Below are 17,012 nucleotides of genomic sequence, written 5' to 3' on the forward strand. Positions count from 1 at the left end.
TGGGTTTAAATCAACATAAGCCATGCATGATAGAAGAGCTTTTTCCGTCAACAACGCTTGTGAACGGAATCTGCCTTCCCAAAATCTACCCGTACAGTTATCTTCTTCATTGGCTTTCCTTGCGATAAACTCGTTCAGGTTCCTCATAAACCAACTCATATCAAAAAGTCTTTTTCGATACACCTCTGCGGTAGTTTTTATTGTCTCCAACTCACTATCGCTAAGCAATTCGCCCTTAACATATTTTTGGGTGAGAAGGGTACCTCTATGCATCTTATGCCATTGTCTTAAAACGGTGTCTGTGGTCCAGGAAGTAGCGACGTTTTTATTTATACACAAAACGACATGAACGTGGTTACTCATTACTGCGTACGCACAAATATCTATGGCAAAAATTCTACTTAAAAACAAAAGCCTCTTTTCTACCCACGACTTTCGGTGCTCGTAACTTACATTAGTGTTGCGATCATAGCCGCAAAGATAACTGCGCCTTACGCAGCGAGAAATACAGTGGTAGTAGGGCGTGTCTTGAAGGCTAATTAGTGATTTTCTACTTTGTGCCATATTTGATCATTCATCAAGGTCATTTTATATATTACGACTTTACCATTGTGTAAACGACGCTGTGACCTGAATAAAAGGACGGTTTTAGATGTTGTTATTACTGATGTATCTGAGCTAAAAGTAAATCTTTTACATTGATAGAAGTTACAAAGACACCCAACCTAGAAAATTAGCTTAGAGTAAAATTATAAAGACACCCAACCTAAAAAATAGCTTACCAATAGTGCTTAAAGTCCCCCACCTTGTGGTTTCCGGAAGGACAAAGAACAATTTTATTAAAAGATAAAGAGTGCGTGGCTGTTGCTCTTAGTGGATATGATGGGTATGTAGACACCCAGCGCAATAACTCTTTCAATGTTTAAGGTGGATGTCTATATAAGATAGGGGTATGAATTTACAGACCCCCATTCAAGAAAGGCTATTTAAGTAAAAGTGCATTAGCTGCTTTCGATACGGGCGGGCGCCCTAAAACATTAGAGATATACGATGATGCTGCAAGCAACTTGTCCATATCGATGCCTGTCATAATCTCCATGCCATTTAACATGTACACGACATCTTCAGTAGCGACGTTACCACTTGCCCCTTTCGCATATGGACAACCTCCTAAGCCTGCAACAGCCGAGTCGATGGTTGAAACACCGTATTCCAGCGCCGTGTATAAATTCACTAGTGCTTGTCCATAAGTATCGTGAAAGTGGGCTGCGACTTTGCTGACACTAATTTCTCTTAGTACATCATCGAGTAACAACCTTGTGGCTTTGGGCGTGCCCACACCAATTGTGTCGCCAAGCGAAACCTCGTAACATCCCATGCCGATCAGTTCCTTACTTACCTGCGTAACTGCATTTGGTAAGATTTTACCTTCATAAGGACAACCCATAACGCATGATACATAGCCCCTAACCTTTATGCTGTTTTTGCTGGCTAGGTCAAATACTGCCTCGAAACGCTTTAGGCTTTCGCTAATTGAGCAATTGATATTCTTTTGCGAGAAAGACTCAGAGGCTGCGCCAAATACAGCAACCTCTTTCGCTCCCGCTTCTATAGCTGCTTCCAAGCCCTTGAGGTTGGGGGTCAATGCAGAATAACGAATATCAGCTTCTGAACTTAGAGCTTTAAAAACCGAATCTGAATTTGCCATTTGCGGCACCCATTTAGGCGACACAAAGCTCCCTGCCTCAATACGGCTAAGGCCAGTTTGTGAGAGAAGTCTTATAAGCTCTATCTTTTGAGCGGCGCTCAAGGCCTGCTTTTCATTTTGAAGGCCGTCTCGGGGACCGACTTCAACAATGCTTACTTGGGTAGGAAACATCATCTTAAACCTCGGTGGCTTCTTTGGTCGAAAATGCCAATAGCGTGGCCCCACCATCAACTAATTCACCTGGGGTGAAGAAGAACTCTTCTACTGAGCCGTCGTGTGGGGCAATGATACTGTGCTCCATCTTCATCGCTTCCATGACTAAGATGGCTTCACCTTTTTTAACCTGCTGATCTTTTTCTACTAAATGCGCAACGATAGTTCCATTCATGGGAGCACTGAAGTTTGCACCATCACTATCGTTGCTATCATCACCTAGCGATGCTGAAACTACACTGAACTTAGCATGGGTGTCTTTGTTAAAAAGAGTGAACACATCATCATTGTATGAAAAATTAAATGTCGATTTGTATCCGTTAATTGTGGCTTGCAGCACGCTATCTACGATTTTACCGCTTACTTCGTAGTGTTTGTTATCTTGCGTTAGTTCCCAAGCGTGTTCAGTTCCGTGAAGTTGATGTTTCACTTCAACTCGTACTTCTTCATGGTTGTAAAGCAAGGTGATGGTTTCGGTATGTTTTGAATTAGCTCTCCACGCGCCGGCAGATGACCACACCGTTGGGGTTTTAGTATTTCCGGAAATCTTTCTGTTTAAAAGCGAAAGTAATGCCATAGTCGGGACGTTAACATGGGTGTCATCGCTGGCTTCATTGTTAACTGTAGATCTAAACAAGGAGTCGTGATGCTTTTCCACAAACGTGGTTGTAAGCTCGGCGGAGGCGAATGCTGGATGAGTTGCAACACGTTTTAAAAAGTCGATATTCGTGCTTACACCGTCAATATAATAGTCACCTAACGCATTGATGAGTCGGTTGAGTGCTATCTCGCGGTTCTCACCCCACACAACAAGCTTGGCAATCATTGGATCGTAAAAAACACTTACTTGATCTCCTTCGACAACACCTGTGTCGACCCGAACAGCTTCATTTTCTTTTGGTGTACGCAGCAGACAAAGTGTACCAGTAGAAGGGAGAAACTCGTTATTAGGATCTTCAGCATAGATACGTGCTTCGAATGCGTGTCCTGTTAGCGTGAGTTCATTTTGTTGCTTAGGAAGGGGCTTGCCATCGGCGATAGTTAATTGCCAGTGAACCAAATCTTCTTGGGTGATCATTTCTGTCACAGGGTGTTCAACTTGCAGGCGCGTATTCATTTCCATGAAGTAAAATGAATCGTCTTCATCAAGTAAGAACTCTACGGTTCCTGCACCTACGTAATCAATTGCTTTCGCTGCCAATATCGCCGCTTCGCCCATTTTTTCTCTCACTGACTGAGACATGTTAGGAGCAGGGGCTTCTTCAATAATCTTTTGGTGACGGCGTTGAACCGAGCAATCACGCTCGAAAAGATATACACCGTTACCATGGGTGTCACAGAAAACTTGAATTTCTACGTGGCGAGGGCGAGTTAGGTACTTTTCAACTAGCATGTGGTCGTCACCAAAGCTAGCCATCGATTCACGTTTAGCCGCGTTTAAGGCTTGAGAGAACTTTTTTTCGTTCCAAACTTGGCGCATACCTTTACCACCGCCACCAGCTGCAGCTTTTAAAAGCACTGGGTAGCCCATTTCATCGGCAGCACCTTTCAACACCGCTTCACTCTGTTCGTCGCCGTGATAGCCTGGAACCAATGGAACGCCTGCTTTTTCCATGATGTGCTTCGCGGCAGATTTTGAACCCATTGCTTCTATTGCAGATGCCGGTGGGCCTACAAAGATAATGCTGTTTTTTGCGCAGAGGTTTGCAAACTCAGCATTTTCAGAGAGAAAACCGTAACCTGGGTGAATCGCGTCTACACCAAGTTCCTTCGCTTTCTCAATAATGAGTTCACCACGTAAGTAACTTTCTTTTGACGGAGATGGCCCTAAAAAAACTGCTTCGTCAGCCATTTGTACATGAAGTGCATTCTCATCGGCGTCTGAATAAACAGCTACGGTTTTAATACCTTGTGCGTTGGCTGTCTTTATAACGCGGCAGGCTATTTCGCCACGGTTTGCAATTAGTAGTTTATTTATCATTTTGTACCTCCACCCATGACGCCCTGCGCTTTTCTAAAAAGGCTGACAAACCTTCTTGACCTTCATCAGAAGTCCTAACTTGTGCAATAAGTTTGCTTGTTTGTGTGAGAAGGGGATCGTCAATCTCTTGCTTAGACACCCATTGCACTAAGTCTTTTGCTGCGGCTACTGCTTTTGGGCCGTTTTTCAGTATCTTTGATACAATGTCATCTATAGTGCTATCCAGCTCGTCTTCGGTAACTGACTCGCTCAATAGCCCTAGTCGCCTCGCTCTGCGCGCAGAAAATACTTCAGCGGTTTGAAAGTAGCGTCGACACATACGTGTCCCCATTGCTTCAACAACGTATGGACTTATAGTTGCTGGAATAAGGCCAATTTTGACCTCACTTAAGCAGAATTTGCTTAGCTTACTTCCAATGGCAATATCGCAACAGGCAATTAAACCAACGGCACCGCCAAAAGCTGCGCCTTGCACTCTAGCTATTGTTGGCTTCGGCATTTTATAGAGTGTTTGCAACATTGTAGCTAATGCAAGCGCGTCACTTTCATTTTGCGATTCGGTATAACTGGCCATTTTTTTCATCCAGTTAAGGTCGGCGCCTGCACTAAAACTTTTACCTTCAGCTCTTAAAATAAGCGCCCTTACATTTGAGTCTTCGCCCGCTTTTTTAAATAAACGAGTCAGCTCGATTATCATTTCATCGTTAAAGGCATTATGTTTTTCAGCCCTGTTTAATGTGACAGTGGCGATATTTCGTTCATCTACGCTGTAAATAATTGATTGTTCCATAACCCGAACTCCTACATTCTAAATATGCCAAATTGGGTGTCTTCGATAGGCTTGTTTAGTGTCGCTGACAGCGATAGCCCAAGCACTAATCGTGTATCTGCCGGGTCAATAACGCCATCGTCCCAAAGCCTTGCAGATGCATAGTATGGATGTCCTTGCTTTTCGTAGGTATCAATGACGGGCTGTTTAAATGCTCTCTCTTCTTCTGAGCTCCAAGATTCGCCTGAACGCTCTTTTTGGTCGCGTTTTACTTGTGCGAGAACACCTGCGGCTTGCTCACCGCCCATTACAGAGATGCGAGCATTTGGCCACATGAATAGGAAGCGTGGGTCATAGGCTCTGCCGCACATGCCGTAGTTACCCGCACCAAAACTTCCGCCGATAAGCACAGTGAGTTTAGGTACATTCGCACATGCTACTGCGGTTACCATTTTAGCGCCGTGTTTTGCAATGCCACCATGCTCGTATTGCTTACCCACCATAAAGCCGGTGATGTTTTGTAAAAATACGAGCGGGATTTTTCGCATGGCGCATAGTTCAACAAAATGAGCACCTTTAAGCGCACTTTCACCGAAAAGTATGCCATTATTGGCAACAATGCCTACAGGGGTGCCGAAAATGCGCGCAAAACCACAAACTAGGGTTGTACCGTAAAGCGGTTTGAACTCGTCAAAGTCAGAGTCGTCGACAATACGAGCAATGATTTCTCTTACATCGTATGTCTGACGACTATCAGCTGGCACTATGCCGTAAATTTCTTTGGTGTCGTAGCGCGGAGGTTTCACCTCGGCTAAGTCTAGGGCGTTTGGCTTCTTTCTATTTAGCCTAGAAACAGTATTTCGGGCTAAAGAAAGTGCGTGATGGTCATTGTTGGCAAGGTGATCAGCAACCCCAGAAATACGAGTGTGAACATCTCCTCCGCCAAGCTCTTCTGCGGTAACCACTTCACCTGTTGCAGCCTTAACAAGCGGTGGGCCACCTAGAAAAATAGTCGCTTGTTCTTTAACGATAATACTTTCATCAGCCATAGCCGGAACGTAAGCGCCACCTGCTGTACAGGAACCCATTACTACCGCAATTTGAGGGATATTCTTTGCAGACATATTCGCCTGGTTGAAGAAAATACGGCCGAAGTGCTCTCTGTCGGGGAAAACATCATCTTGGCGAGGTAAGTTAGCACCACCGGAATCCACTAAGTAAATACAAGGCAAGTTATTTTGTTCTGCAATGGTTTGAGCTCGAAGATGCTTTTTCACAGTGAGAGGGTAGTAAGTCCCGCCTTTGACGGTAGCATCGTTAGCTACAATCATGCACTCGATACCAGCAACAATACCTATACCGGCAACAACCCCTGCACAAGGTACATAGTCTTCATATACTTCCCATGCTGCCATCTGGCCTATTTCCAAGAAAGGCGTGTCTGGGTCAATGAGTGCGTTAATTCGATCTCGAGGTAGTAGCTTCCCTCGAGAGACGTGGCGCTCAGCTGCTTTTTCGCCACCACCTTGGCAAATTTGTTCTATTTTTTCGAGAAGATCATTCACCTGAGCCTGCATATGTTCAGCATTTGCGATAAATGTTTCTGATTTCGTATTTATACTTGAGCGAAGAACGGGCATAACCCCTCCTTGTGGTGTTGGGTATTTGCGACGATTGTCGCGTTTACCAATAGTTAGAAAGACACCCATGCTAAGCGGTTTCACTACAGTGGGTGTCTTTGAAATTTATTAGCCTATTAATAAATTTTAGCTTTCGTAAATCTATCTGATATGGGACAGGGTGGGTGTCTTGCTAACTTCTATAAGACAAGGAACGTCTAATTTTTCTTGTTTCAAAAGAAGTTACTTTTCACCCTGAAGCCGTGTTATTTAGATTCGTTAAAAAGCTCGCGGCCTATAAGCATTCGACGAATTTCAGACGTTCCCGCGCCAATTTCATAAAGCTTTGCATCGCGTAATAGGCGTCCAGTCGGATATTCGTTGATATAACCGTTGCCACCAAGTAGCTGTATGGCATCTAATGCCATTTTTGTTGCCAGCTCAGCTGAGTAAAGAATAGCGCCAGCCGCATCTTTTCGCGTTGTTTCACCGCGATCGCAAGACTGTGCAACCGTGTAGACATAAGCGCGTGCTGCATTCATTTGTGTATACATGTCAGCCACTTTGCCCTGTACCAGCTGGAATTGACCAATTGATTGGCCAAACTGTTGACGGTCGTGAATGTAGGGAACCACGATGTCCATGCATGACTGCATAATGCCAAGTGGGCCGCCTGATAAAACAAGACGCTCGTAATCTAGACCGCTCATGAGGACGCGCACACCTTCGCCTTCTTTACCAAGAATATTCTCAGATGGCACTTCGCAATCTTCGAACACTAATTCACACGTGTTGGAAGAGCGCATACCGAGTTTGTCAAGTTTCTGCGCGCGGCTAAAGCCCGGAAAGTCGCGTTCAACGATAAACGCTGTGATCCCTTTGGCACCCGCGTTAGAGTCGGTTTTTGCGTAAATAACAAAAGTATGTGCATCAGGCCCGTTCGTAATCCACATCTTGCTGCCATTAAGGATGTACTTGTCACCGCGTTTTTCGGCCTTCAATTTCATGCTAACAACGTCAGAGCCCGCATTAGGCTCGCTCATCGCTAGTGCGCCAATGTGCTCGCCACTTACCAACTTAGGAAGATACTTCTCACGCTGGATGTCGTTCCCATTTTTGAAAATTTGATTAACGCAAAGGTTTGAGTGGGCACCGTAACTCAACCCGATACCACCTGATGCACGGCTAACTTCTTCCATTGCTATAGTGTGCGCAAGGTAACCCATATCAGAGCCGCCGTATTGCTCTGAAACGGTTACACCCAATAGACCCATATTACCAAGCTTAGTCCACAATTGACTTGGAAATTGGTTATCTGCATCCGCTTGTTCTGCCAGAGGAGCAATCTCATTTTGTGCAAATTGATAGACTTGGTCACGTAACATCTCAATGTCTTCGCCAAGTCCAAAATTTAGAGTAGGGTAGGAGGTATTCATGCGATATTTCCTCTTTTTAGTTCTGCGAGTTCTTCTCGGCAGCGTGCCTCAACATCATCTAGTTCAGTCATTAACATCTGTATATCTTCTAATTGCTGTCTGAGCACCGCTCTTTTTTGTTCAGTCATTTCAAGCATGGCTTCTAACTGAATAGCCGAATTGGGATTAGTGTCGTACATGTCGAACAGTGTTTTGACTTCAGCAAGGGAAAATCCGAGTCGTTTTCCTCGCAAGATTAGCTTTAAGCGCACTCTATCTTTGTTCAGATAAACTCGATTCTGTCCCGTTCTTGACGGTGACATAAGCCCTTGCTCTTCGTAAAAACGAATTGAACGAGGAGTAATATCAAACTCTCGAGCGAGTTCGCCAATTGCATATGTTGTTTCGTCATCGTACTTGCTCATTACACGTACCTTGTATTTCAGCGCTGTCGAACACCTTTGTTTTAACGTGGGTGTCTTTGTAATTAAATTTTCTGTAGTAGGTTGGGTGTCATTGCAACAGCAGTATCGTTTTAAGGTAGATGGGTTTACATACCGCTATATTAAAACGTAGTGTTTAGTTGACACATACTTAGTACAGGTTTACGTTAACGTTAATTACATTTTACGTTAAGGTAAAGTAACATTTTGCTAACGTCAATTTTTCATGGTGAAGGCAAGGCTTTGTAGCTGTTAGCGGTGTTTACTTTTGTATACATCTAAGTAGCTTTCTTCACTTAACTTTATAATTTGAATAAATTTTAAGGCACAGTTATGAGTAACGAATCAGTAGTTATTGTCGCGGCTAAGCGCACACCAATGGGTGGTTTCAATGGTAATTTGTCTTCACTTGCTGCGACCAAACTTGGAGAAGTTGCGATTAAAGCAGCCTGTGAGGGGATGGATGTCTCTGTAATTGACGAAGTCATCATGGGATGTGTATTACCTGCAGGTCTCGGGCAATCACCTGCACGACAGGCATCATTGGGAGCGGAGCTTCCATTAAGCGCTGGTGTGACAACTATTAACAAAGTATGTGGCTCGGGCTTAAAAGCGGTAATGATGGCCTACGATTTTATAAAAGCGGGCAGTGCAACTGCAGTTGTAGCGGGTGGAATGGAGAGCATGAGTAATGCGCCATACATGTTGCCTAAAGCAAGAACGGGTTATCGCATGGGGCATGGTCAAGTGCTCGATCACATGATGCTTGATGGGCTAGAAAATGCTTATGATGGAAAAGCGATGGGGTGTTTCGCGCAAGATACGGCTGATGAAGAAAATATATCTCGCGGCGAAATGGATGAATTTGCGCTAAGCTCGCTTTCAAAAGCGCATGAAGCGATAAATAGCGGTACGTTTGTTGATGAAATAGTGCCGGTAACCATCTCCTCTAGAAAGGGCGATACCGTTGTTGATACCGATGAGGGCCCCGGTTCAGCACGCCCTGAGAAAATTCCAACACTGAGGCCCGCATTCAAGAAAGACGGTACGGTCACAGCTGCAAACTCAAGCTCAATCTCTGATGGCGCTGCTGCTTTGGTTGTAATGAGTGAAAGCAAAGCAAAAGAACTTGGTATAGCACCGCTTGCGCGCGTGGTTGCTCACGCTACTAATTCTATCGAGCCTGAAAACTTTACCGTAGCGCCTGTTGGTGCTATGGAAAAAGTGCTGGATAAAGCTGGTTGGACAAAGGAAGACGTCGATCTATTCGAAATTAACGAAGCCTTTGCTATGGTCACCATGTTGGCAGTTAAGAAGCTTGGACTAGATGAAAGTAAAGTAAACGTGAAAGGCGGCGCATGCGCATTAGGTCACCCAATTGGTGCGTCTGGCGCGCGTATCTTGGTAACGTTGCTGCACGCGCTTAAGCAACGCGGCGGCCGAAAAGGCATCGCATCTCTGTGTATTGGCGGTGGCGAGGGTGTAGCTCTTGCAGTTGAAATGCTATAGGCAGAAGCAATTGCAAATATGTCAAAAAATTAATCATAGAGTATCGTCACTTAGTCGGTACTCTATGTTTTAATTAGAACGAAAATGAATATTATGAAATCCTCCCTCAAGCCCACTTGCACATTGACGCTAGCAGCGCTATTGACTTTTTTACCTGCACTATATACCCACGCGACGCCACTGAAGAAAGTGGATAGTCAATTAAATTACATAGACACCCATCCCAGTGAATTAAATTCCGATTCGAAAGCCCCCCATCCGAACTCGGCGACAATTATAGATGCTGTAGTTGCGTTATCTATGATGGGTGTCACGCAAACAAATTCGAATAACGAAGACATCCATGATAACGAACTTAAGTTGTCCTTAAAGGAAGCTTCGAAAGACACCCATGCGAATGCCAAAGACGATGTTCATGCAAATAAAAAAACACGGATGCTGACTCAAGTGCCTTATTCAGCGTTGGGTGTCTTACCAACAAGAGAGCATGATTCGAAGTTCAGTTATGGCGAAGACACGCTGCAGACAGTGTATGTGTGGCACGGCCGCGGTGGGATTAAAAATCAGTTTGCTGGGAACGTCGTTATCTTTGTTCATGGTGGATGTTGGCTAAATGCCTATGGTTATGATCATGCCAAAGGGTTTTATTATGCGTTGGCAGAGCTAGGGGTGGGTGTCTACGCAATGGAGTATCGCCGTGTAGGCGACGAGGGCGGAGGATGGCCTGGTAGCCTAGAAGATGTAATAAACGCAGTAAAAGCATCAATAGAAAAAATTGAAGCAATGGGCGAAAGCCGCAACATTTTTGTGGTAGGTCACTCTGCAGGTGGGCACCTTGGCTTACTTGCCGCACAGCAGTTATCGGGCAGTGATATTGGTGCTAGCATCAAACAAGTGGTAGGGCTCGCCGCTATCACCGATATGCAAAGATACGCTCATGGAAAAAACAGCTGTCAGACCGCTACACCTAAATTTATGGGCGGGATGCCCGAAGATAAATTTAATGCTTATAAAATGGCAACTCCTGGTGTTGTAGATATCCAGCCTTCTGTAATATTACTTCAGGGTAACCAAGATAGCATTGTGCCCGAACACCACGCGGCAATGGTCGGTGCAAAAAATAGAATAGTAACGAATGGTGGTCATTTCGACTGGCTACACCCTGAATCAACATCCTTCGATGCTTTACTTGAGGTTTTAGGTGAACATGATAAATAAGGTTTTTTCTGCCAAGCAACTTGATGAGAAAGATCCACTTTCCAGCAAAGCAGACGCTTTCTCTTTGCCAAACGATACTATCTATTTGGATGGTAATTCACTTGGCCCCTTACCGAAAAACGCCGAAAAGCGGGCTAGTGAGGTGGTAAAAGTTCAGTGGGGTGAAGGACTTATTACAAGTTGGAATGAACACCAGTGGATTACACTACCACAGCAGGTGGGCGATAAAATTGGCACGCTGATCGGTGCCAAGCAAGGACAGGTAATATGCTGCGATTCTATTTCAATTAATTTATTTAAAGTGCTTAGCGCTGCTTTAAAAATGCACCCTGAACGAAAAGTCATCGCCACCACGAGAGATAATTTTCCTACTGACATTTACATGGTTCAAGGTTTACTCGATTTGCTGGGCGATGAATACAGCATTCGGTACATAGACGAAAATAGTATTGGTGCCCAGCTTAGCGACGATATCGCGGTTCTTATGTTGACTCAGGTTAATTTCAGAAGTGGCTTGAAGCTTGATATGAAAGATATCACTGATAAGGCGCATAAGATGGGAATTCTTACGCTGTGGGATTTAGCGCACAGTGCCGGAGCGTTTCCCGTGCATCTAGATGAATACAACGTAGACTTCGCTGTTGGTTGTACTTACAAGTATTTAAATGGCGGACCAGGCGCCCCAGCATTTATTTATGTTGCTCGCCGCCATCAGGGCTCATATAACCAGCCTTTATCTGGTTGGATGGGCCATCATTCGCCGTTTTCGTTTAATCCTGATTACGTTCCTGATACCTCGGTAAAACAAAATTTGTGTGGTACGCCGGGTATTATTGGTATGAGTATCTTAGATTCCGCACTTGATGTGTTTGACGATGTGTCGCTAAGGGCTATTGATGAAAAATCTAAAAAACTACAGGCTTTTTTCATCGCTGAAGCCAAAAGAGAAGGCCTTTTAGATGAACTTAAGGTTGTAAGCCCGCCTCTTGACAATAGAGGAAGCCAAATAGCATTTGCACACGAACATGCATATGCAATTTGTCAGGCGTGGATTGCGCAAGGGGTTATTGCTGACTTTCGTGCTCCAGACATCCTACGTGTTGGTTTTGCTCCGCTGTATTTAAGTTTCGCTGATATCGAAAACGCGATAAGTTCATTAACTACCATCATGAGAGAGAAACACTATGATAAGGCTGCTTTTAAGCAAAAACAGCACGTAACATAGTTAAAGAACGATTGAATAAGCTAATTTATTGCATTTTTCGAGTTTACGCTTAATACTTCGCGATTGACTTGATGTTGATGTGTTTACATTTCTTGGGTGTGTGGTTGAAAACAATAATAAAAAAATATCTTCGTTACACAGTATTGTTCGTTGGAGCGTTGTTTTCTAGTGCGTTTTTACAAGCGGCGCCTGAGCAATCATTAGCATTTCAAAAATCAAACGAAGTAACATATTGTATCGACCCCGATTGGGCTCCATATGAAGCGATAAGAAACGGTATCCACGTCGGCATTTCAGCGCAATATATGCAGCTTATCGCTGAACTTGCAGATCTTCAGTTTAAGCTCGTTCCAACACAAAGCTGGCAGCAAAGCTTAGAATTCGTTCAACAAGGTAAGTGTCAGGTCATACCCATGATGAACACATCCAATTACCGCAAGCAATTTTTAGATTTTAGCGTACCGTATTTTGAAGCGCCTAATGTATTGGTAGCTCGATTCGGAATGCCTATGCTGCAAGGTTATTCAGGAATTGGAAATCGCACAGTGGGAATTGTGCAGGGATACCGTCAAGTTGAGTATATTTCTCGTCATTATCCCGGGTTGCGGCTAAAACTTATCCCTTCTGAAGAAGAAGGGCTTAAGCAGCTCGTAAACGGTGAATTTGATGTTATGGTCGGTTCGTTGATGAGCGTTAATATGCATATCAATAACTTGAAGCTAGAAGATTTAGATATTGTTGGCTACGCTGAGCCTTTTGATTCTCTTGCTTTTGGCATAAACAAGTCATATGGCTACCTAACAGATAAACTTAACTCTGCAATTGAACGCATTCCAGAGACGCGGAAAGTCGAAATATACAAACAGTGGAATAACGTACAGATTCGTTACAGCCGCAACTATACTGTGATGGTTCTAAGTACAGCTATTGTTTTGATTGGGTTGTTATGGCTAATATCGAGGAATCGACATGTAGGCGGTTACAAGCGAATTATTCAGCAAAAAAATGAAGAGATAACTGCGCTCCAAGCCAATTTGTTAGAGAAAAACAAAACATTAGGCTTCCTTTCTGCCCACGATACTGTGACGGGTTTATATAATCGCAATCACATGATCCAACGCGCGGAAGAAGAGATTTCACGCTATCTCCGTTTTCATACTACCGCTTCATTAATTGCAGTTGATCTAGTGCCTACCGATGAAGATTTATTTTCTCATAACCCAGCCATTCGAGAAGATGTATTGAAAGCTGTAGCCCAAAGCTGTCTTAATACCGTAAGAGATGTCGATATTGTTTCACGGTTTAATGGAGAGCAGTTCGTTGTGCTTTGCCCCCAAACACAATTAGATTCAGCAAAAATTCTTGCAGACAGGTTATTGGAGTGTCTTGCGATACACCATCTTTTAAGTGATAAGTTCAAAATAGCGATAGGCATGTCAGAATTACGAGATGCTGAAGAGTTCCCAGATTGGTTAGAACGGACCATAAAAGCGTTGTATCATTCTAAACGGCAAGGCTTTGGTAATGTAAGTGTTGCTCAGTAGAAGAGTAATACCGAAACGCGAAGCTTAGAAATACAAAAATCTTAGCCTCGGGAAAGAGGTTTTCCCAAGACTGAAGGTTGATCAAATTATCGGCTCGTAATGCCATTGATGGGAATCGTAGTAAATTTGGGCGCGATCGTATTCTCTTTCAGAGCGCCAATTTCTGTTATTTAATTTGGCTGAAACACCTGGGTAGAGTCTTTTATTGGCAATAAGCTTAATGTCTGATTGATAGTGCTCTTTTGCCAATTTAACGTCGTTCGCTTTGTTTTCTAACCACTCAAGCAGTGCACTTTCATTATTGAAAAGCTCAAGGGCTTCAGCGGCTTTACGTTGTAGTTCTTTGGGAATTTTCTTGGACTTAATAAGTTCAATTTTCTCTTTGTGCTTTAAGTTATTTTCGCGAATTTGTCTTAGTAATTCGTCCAGTGAATCTTTACGTTCTAGCAATTGATTAAAGCCCGGGCTAAAATCAACTTTGAGCGTACTTCCAGATACTGCGCCGAGCGTTCCTGCTTCAACGCGGTCTTGGCTTACGATTTCGCAGGCAAACAGGTTGCCCATTGGCTTATCAATTTGCCCGACAATGACAGCGCCTCCACAGCGAAGACGGCTGTAGGCAAGTTGTCTACCTACGGTAATGTTTCCACTGCATTGAATGTCGATACCTTGGCCGTGCTGAACGTGGATGCTTCCCGCGGCTACAAGTTTGCACTGAAAGTCACCTTGCTTATCGTTCACCTTACCCATGGCACCTTCGGTGATAATAATGTCGCCACCCGATTCAATATAAGCAGATTCTACAAAGCCGTTGATAGTGACATCACCTGCCGCTTTAATTTGCATTTTCTCAGTGACATCGCCATTTACCAATACCGCACCCTCGTAGTTTACATGGCCTGTTCCAACGTTTACGCCGTTACAGATATAGGTGTCATCGATATTCATAATTTGGTCGCGGTATTTAGGCATTCCCGAAATTGACGACATTAATAGGTTCGCGTCGCTATCCGAAACCACTGTTCCAGAACCCATTTTGAAATCTACCCATTCGCCCTGAACGGCCGATATCGTGTTTCCTTTTACGTCAAAGCCTGAACGCCCTTGTGTAGGCGGTGTGCGGCGCAGAACTGGCGTGTTTATTTTCACGCAAATCACTTCGCCTAGGTTGCGCATGTCAACACGTGCACCTTCATTTGTTTGAGGTTTAAGTATTCGTTCGAGCGCATTTGGGACAAGAGGGATGAATTTGGAGTTTTTACCATTTCGGGCAGGCAGTCCCTTAGCAATGGTTTCTTCTAACACTGTACCAGGAGCTGAACTTCTTGCCGCTTTTAGCATTGCGTCTATTTTCTTAGTGCTGACGCCGCGAATTACTCTATTTTTAACAGCTAACGACTTAACTGTCGCAAGGGAAGGAAGTTTGCCACCGTAAGGCGCAGTTAGAACTAAGTTAGCGACCATGCCGTCTTCAGGTACGCGAAATTCGATTTCTGCGTTTTTTCGTTCACCTATACGCTCTTGAACCACGGTTCCATCACCGGTTTTGAAGTAATGGTTTGCCGTCTCACAGGCCGATTTTAACGCTTTTTCTGAAACGTAAAGTCGCTTAGTTTCGCCATTCTCTAACAGCTTTCTTACTTCACGAATATCAACCTCCGAAGAAAACTCAGAAGGATTGAGCATAATGTTTATGTAGGTTCTTGATTTGTCGAAGCTTATTGTGACGCCATTCATGACTTCTTATTCCCTTACGCGCGTGTATTGTTATTATCGGCGGAGGTCATCAATTCCTTGACTACGTTTTATCCTTTACCGCCCTAGTTCAACTATCATTAATTTATGATGTTATAAAACCTCCGTCAAAGGTTTTTAGCATATTGATAAAGCGCTCGCAGTATGGCTTGCTTGTCTGGATTGTCGTTGTGCTCGTGGGCCAATGCTTCAAGCTTCATCATGTAGTTTTCTAGCGTAATTGAGCCGCTAAACGCAGCATCTGTTAGACGAGCTTGACGATGATACTGCCACTTTGTCATTTCGTCTGCAGTAAGTGTATTGGGGTAGTTTCGGGCACGATAGCGAAATAGTTGTTTGCGCAAGCCTTCGTGCTGAGTTTTCTCGCTTAACGTGGCAAGATCGTCAGGCTCAGCATTAATCACACTTTCGCACCAGCGTCTATCTTCATCATTTAAAAAGCCACCACTGTACAATGCATGGTCTATGTCTTGTTCTGTGCTATTTCGTTCTTCGTCGTACACATCTACCAGTTTAGCAGCAAGTTCAGTCATGCTTGCAAGGGTCTTGTAATTATCTAGGCAACGTTCACGATCAAGCCCCAGTCGAGTTGCGTTTTCCTCAGTCATCGCTTTGGCTGTGGTAATGAAAGGGGAGCGATTAATGTGGATAAGTTTGAGTCCGGGTCGCTCTTTTGCATCTGAATACGTATCTGCCGGCGCATACAGCGCCTGTCTTATCTCTTCGGCTGAGTCGTTTACCAAGCTGTCTATATCATGTGATAAATCTATCGCTATAAACGCATTCGAATTGGTTGGATGCTTGGCGATTGGCATCACCCAGGTACAACAACCTTGAGAGGCAGGTAATTTGGACGATATATGCAAAAGTACCGAAGGTTTGCTTAAATCAATTTGCTGCATAACCGTATGTTTATTGCGAAGCGAAAGCGCATACTCAAATAAACGAGGCTGCTTTTCTTTGATAAGCTTCGCCAAAGCGATGGTTGCATAAACATCGCTTAAGGCATCGTGTGCATTTTCGTGACCAATGTTATTTTCCGCAGTAAGGGATTCTAGTTTGAAACTAGGTGAACCATCTTCTCGTTGTGGCCAGTTAATCCCGTCAGGTCTAAGCGCATAACAGGCTCTTGCTACATCAATAATATCCCAGCGGCTATTCCCGTTTCGCCACTCCCGTGAATAAGGGTCGTAAAAATTACGGTAAAATAGATAGCGCGACACTTCATCGTCGAAGCGAATGCTGTTAAATCCTACGCTACAGGTGTTTGGTGTCGACATCTCTTGATAAATTCGCGCTGCAAAATCCGCCTCGTTCGACCCATCTCTTATAGTTTGCTGTGGCGTAATGCCGGTAACCAGGCATGCTTCTGGGTGAGGTAAATAATCGTTAGCAATGGCGCTCATAATGTTGATGGGCTTTCCAACAACATTTAAATCCATATCTGTTCTGACCGCGGCAAATTGGCAGGGGAGATCTTTTTGTGGGCTGGTGCCAAATGTTTCAAAATCGTGCCACAAAAATGTAGGTGCGTGCATAACCACCATTGCTTATTAGTAAAACCTTGCACGCAGTGTACACCGCGACAATTTTAATACCAAATGCTGTTGGTT

At 44.0% G+C, this 17,012-nt stretch carries 12 protein-coding genes and 1 pseudogene; 4 read left to right on the forward strand and 9 right to left on the reverse strand.

The window, feature by feature from the left end:
• From KL866_RS18935 to KL866_RS18965, 7 genes and pseudogenes are all read right to left on the reverse strand, one after another.
• A pseudogene (locus KL866_RS18935) lies at window positions 1-564 on the reverse strand (transposase); the annotation flags it as partial.
• 418 nt (window positions 565-982) lie between these two features.
• Complete coding sequence (locus KL866_RS18940) at window positions 983-1,879, reverse strand: hydroxymethylglutaryl-CoA lyase (RefSeq protein ID WP_285801350.1); 897 nt, start codon at window positions 1,877-1,879, stop codon at window positions 983-985.
• Between the two features lie 4 nt (window positions 1,880-1,883).
• Complete coding sequence (locus tag KL866_RS18945; protein WP_214996493.1) at window positions 1,884-3,902, reverse strand: acetyl/propionyl/methylcrotonyl-CoA carboxylase subunit alpha; 2,019 nt, start codon at window positions 3,900-3,902, stop codon at window positions 1,884-1,886.
• Window positions 3,892-4,692 (reverse strand): enoyl-CoA hydratase/isomerase family protein, encoded by an 801-nt coding sequence (locus KL866_RS18950; RefSeq protein WP_025254921.1) that lies wholly within the window; start codon window positions 4,690-4,692, stop codon window positions 3,892-3,894. The genes KL866_RS18945 and KL866_RS18950 overlap by 11 nt, the downstream gene beginning before the upstream one ends.
• Before the next feature lie 11 nt (window positions 4,693-4,703).
• Window positions 4,704-6,311: a carboxyl transferase domain-containing protein gene (locus tag KL866_RS18955; protein WP_214996495.1), complete on the reverse strand. Its 1,608-nt coding sequence runs from the start codon at window positions 6,309-6,311 to the stop codon at window positions 4,704-4,706.
• Window positions 6,312-6,556: 245 nt separating this feature from the next.
• Window positions 6,557-7,726 (reverse strand): isovaleryl-CoA dehydrogenase, encoded by a 1,170-nt coding sequence (locus KL866_RS18960; protein WP_025254923.1) that lies wholly within the window; start codon window positions 7,724-7,726, stop codon window positions 6,557-6,559.
• On the reverse strand, window positions 7,723-8,130 hold the full coding sequence (locus tag KL866_RS18965; protein WP_025254924.1) for a MerR family DNA-binding transcriptional regulator: 408 nt from the start codon (window positions 8,128-8,130) through the stop codon (window positions 7,723-7,725). The genes KL866_RS18960 and KL866_RS18965 overlap by 4 nt, the downstream gene beginning before the upstream one ends.
• Window positions 8,131-8,481: 351 nt before the next feature.
• Between KL866_RS18965 and KL866_RS18970 the strand changes: the two genes are divergently transcribed.
• From KL866_RS18970 to KL866_RS18985, 4 genes are all read left to right on the forward strand, one after another.
• Window positions 8,482-9,657, forward strand: coding sequence for an acetyl-CoA C-acyltransferase (locus KL866_RS18970; protein ID WP_214996497.1), 1,176 nt, complete (start codon window positions 8,482-8,484; stop codon window positions 9,655-9,657).
• 93 nt (window positions 9,658-9,750) lie between these two features.
• Complete coding sequence (locus tag KL866_RS18975; protein WP_251140177.1) at window positions 9,751-10,875, forward strand: S9 family peptidase; 1,125 nt, start codon at window positions 9,751-9,753, stop codon at window positions 10,873-10,875.
• Window positions 10,865-12,100 (forward strand): kynureninase, encoded by a 1,236-nt coding sequence (gene kynU, locus KL866_RS18980; protein WP_214996501.1) that lies wholly within the window; start codon window positions 10,865-10,867, stop codon window positions 12,098-12,100. The genes KL866_RS18975 and kynU overlap by 11 nt, the downstream gene beginning before the upstream one ends.
• Before the next feature lie 104 nt (window positions 12,101-12,204).
• Complete coding sequence (locus tag KL866_RS18985; RefSeq protein WP_251140178.1) at window positions 12,205-13,644, forward strand: diguanylate cyclase; 1,440 nt, start codon at window positions 12,205-12,207, stop codon at window positions 13,642-13,644.
• 81 nt (window positions 13,645-13,725) lie between these two features.
• On the opposite strand, the gene KL866_RS18990 is transcribed toward KL866_RS18985, so the two are convergent.
• Together KL866_RS18990 and sbcB are read right to left on the reverse strand one after the other, a co-directional pair.
• A complete protein-coding gene (locus KL866_RS18990) occupies window positions 13,726-15,381 on the reverse strand; it encodes a FapA family protein (protein ID WP_025254928.1) in 1,656 nt (551 codons plus the stop codon).
• 125 nt (window positions 15,382-15,506) lie between these two features.
• Window positions 15,507-16,937 carry an exodeoxyribonuclease I gene (sbcB, locus tag KL866_RS18995; protein ID WP_214996503.1) on the reverse strand — a complete coding sequence of 477 codons (1,431 nt, stop codon included), beginning with the start codon at window positions 16,935-16,937 and terminating at the stop codon, window positions 15,507-15,509.
• Window positions 16,938-17,012 lie beyond the last annotated feature (75 nt).

Source organism: Alteromonas sp. ALT199 (assembly GCF_018619335.1).
Taxonomy (GTDB): Bacteria; Pseudomonadota; Gammaproteobacteria; order Enterobacterales; family Alteromonadaceae; genus Alteromonas.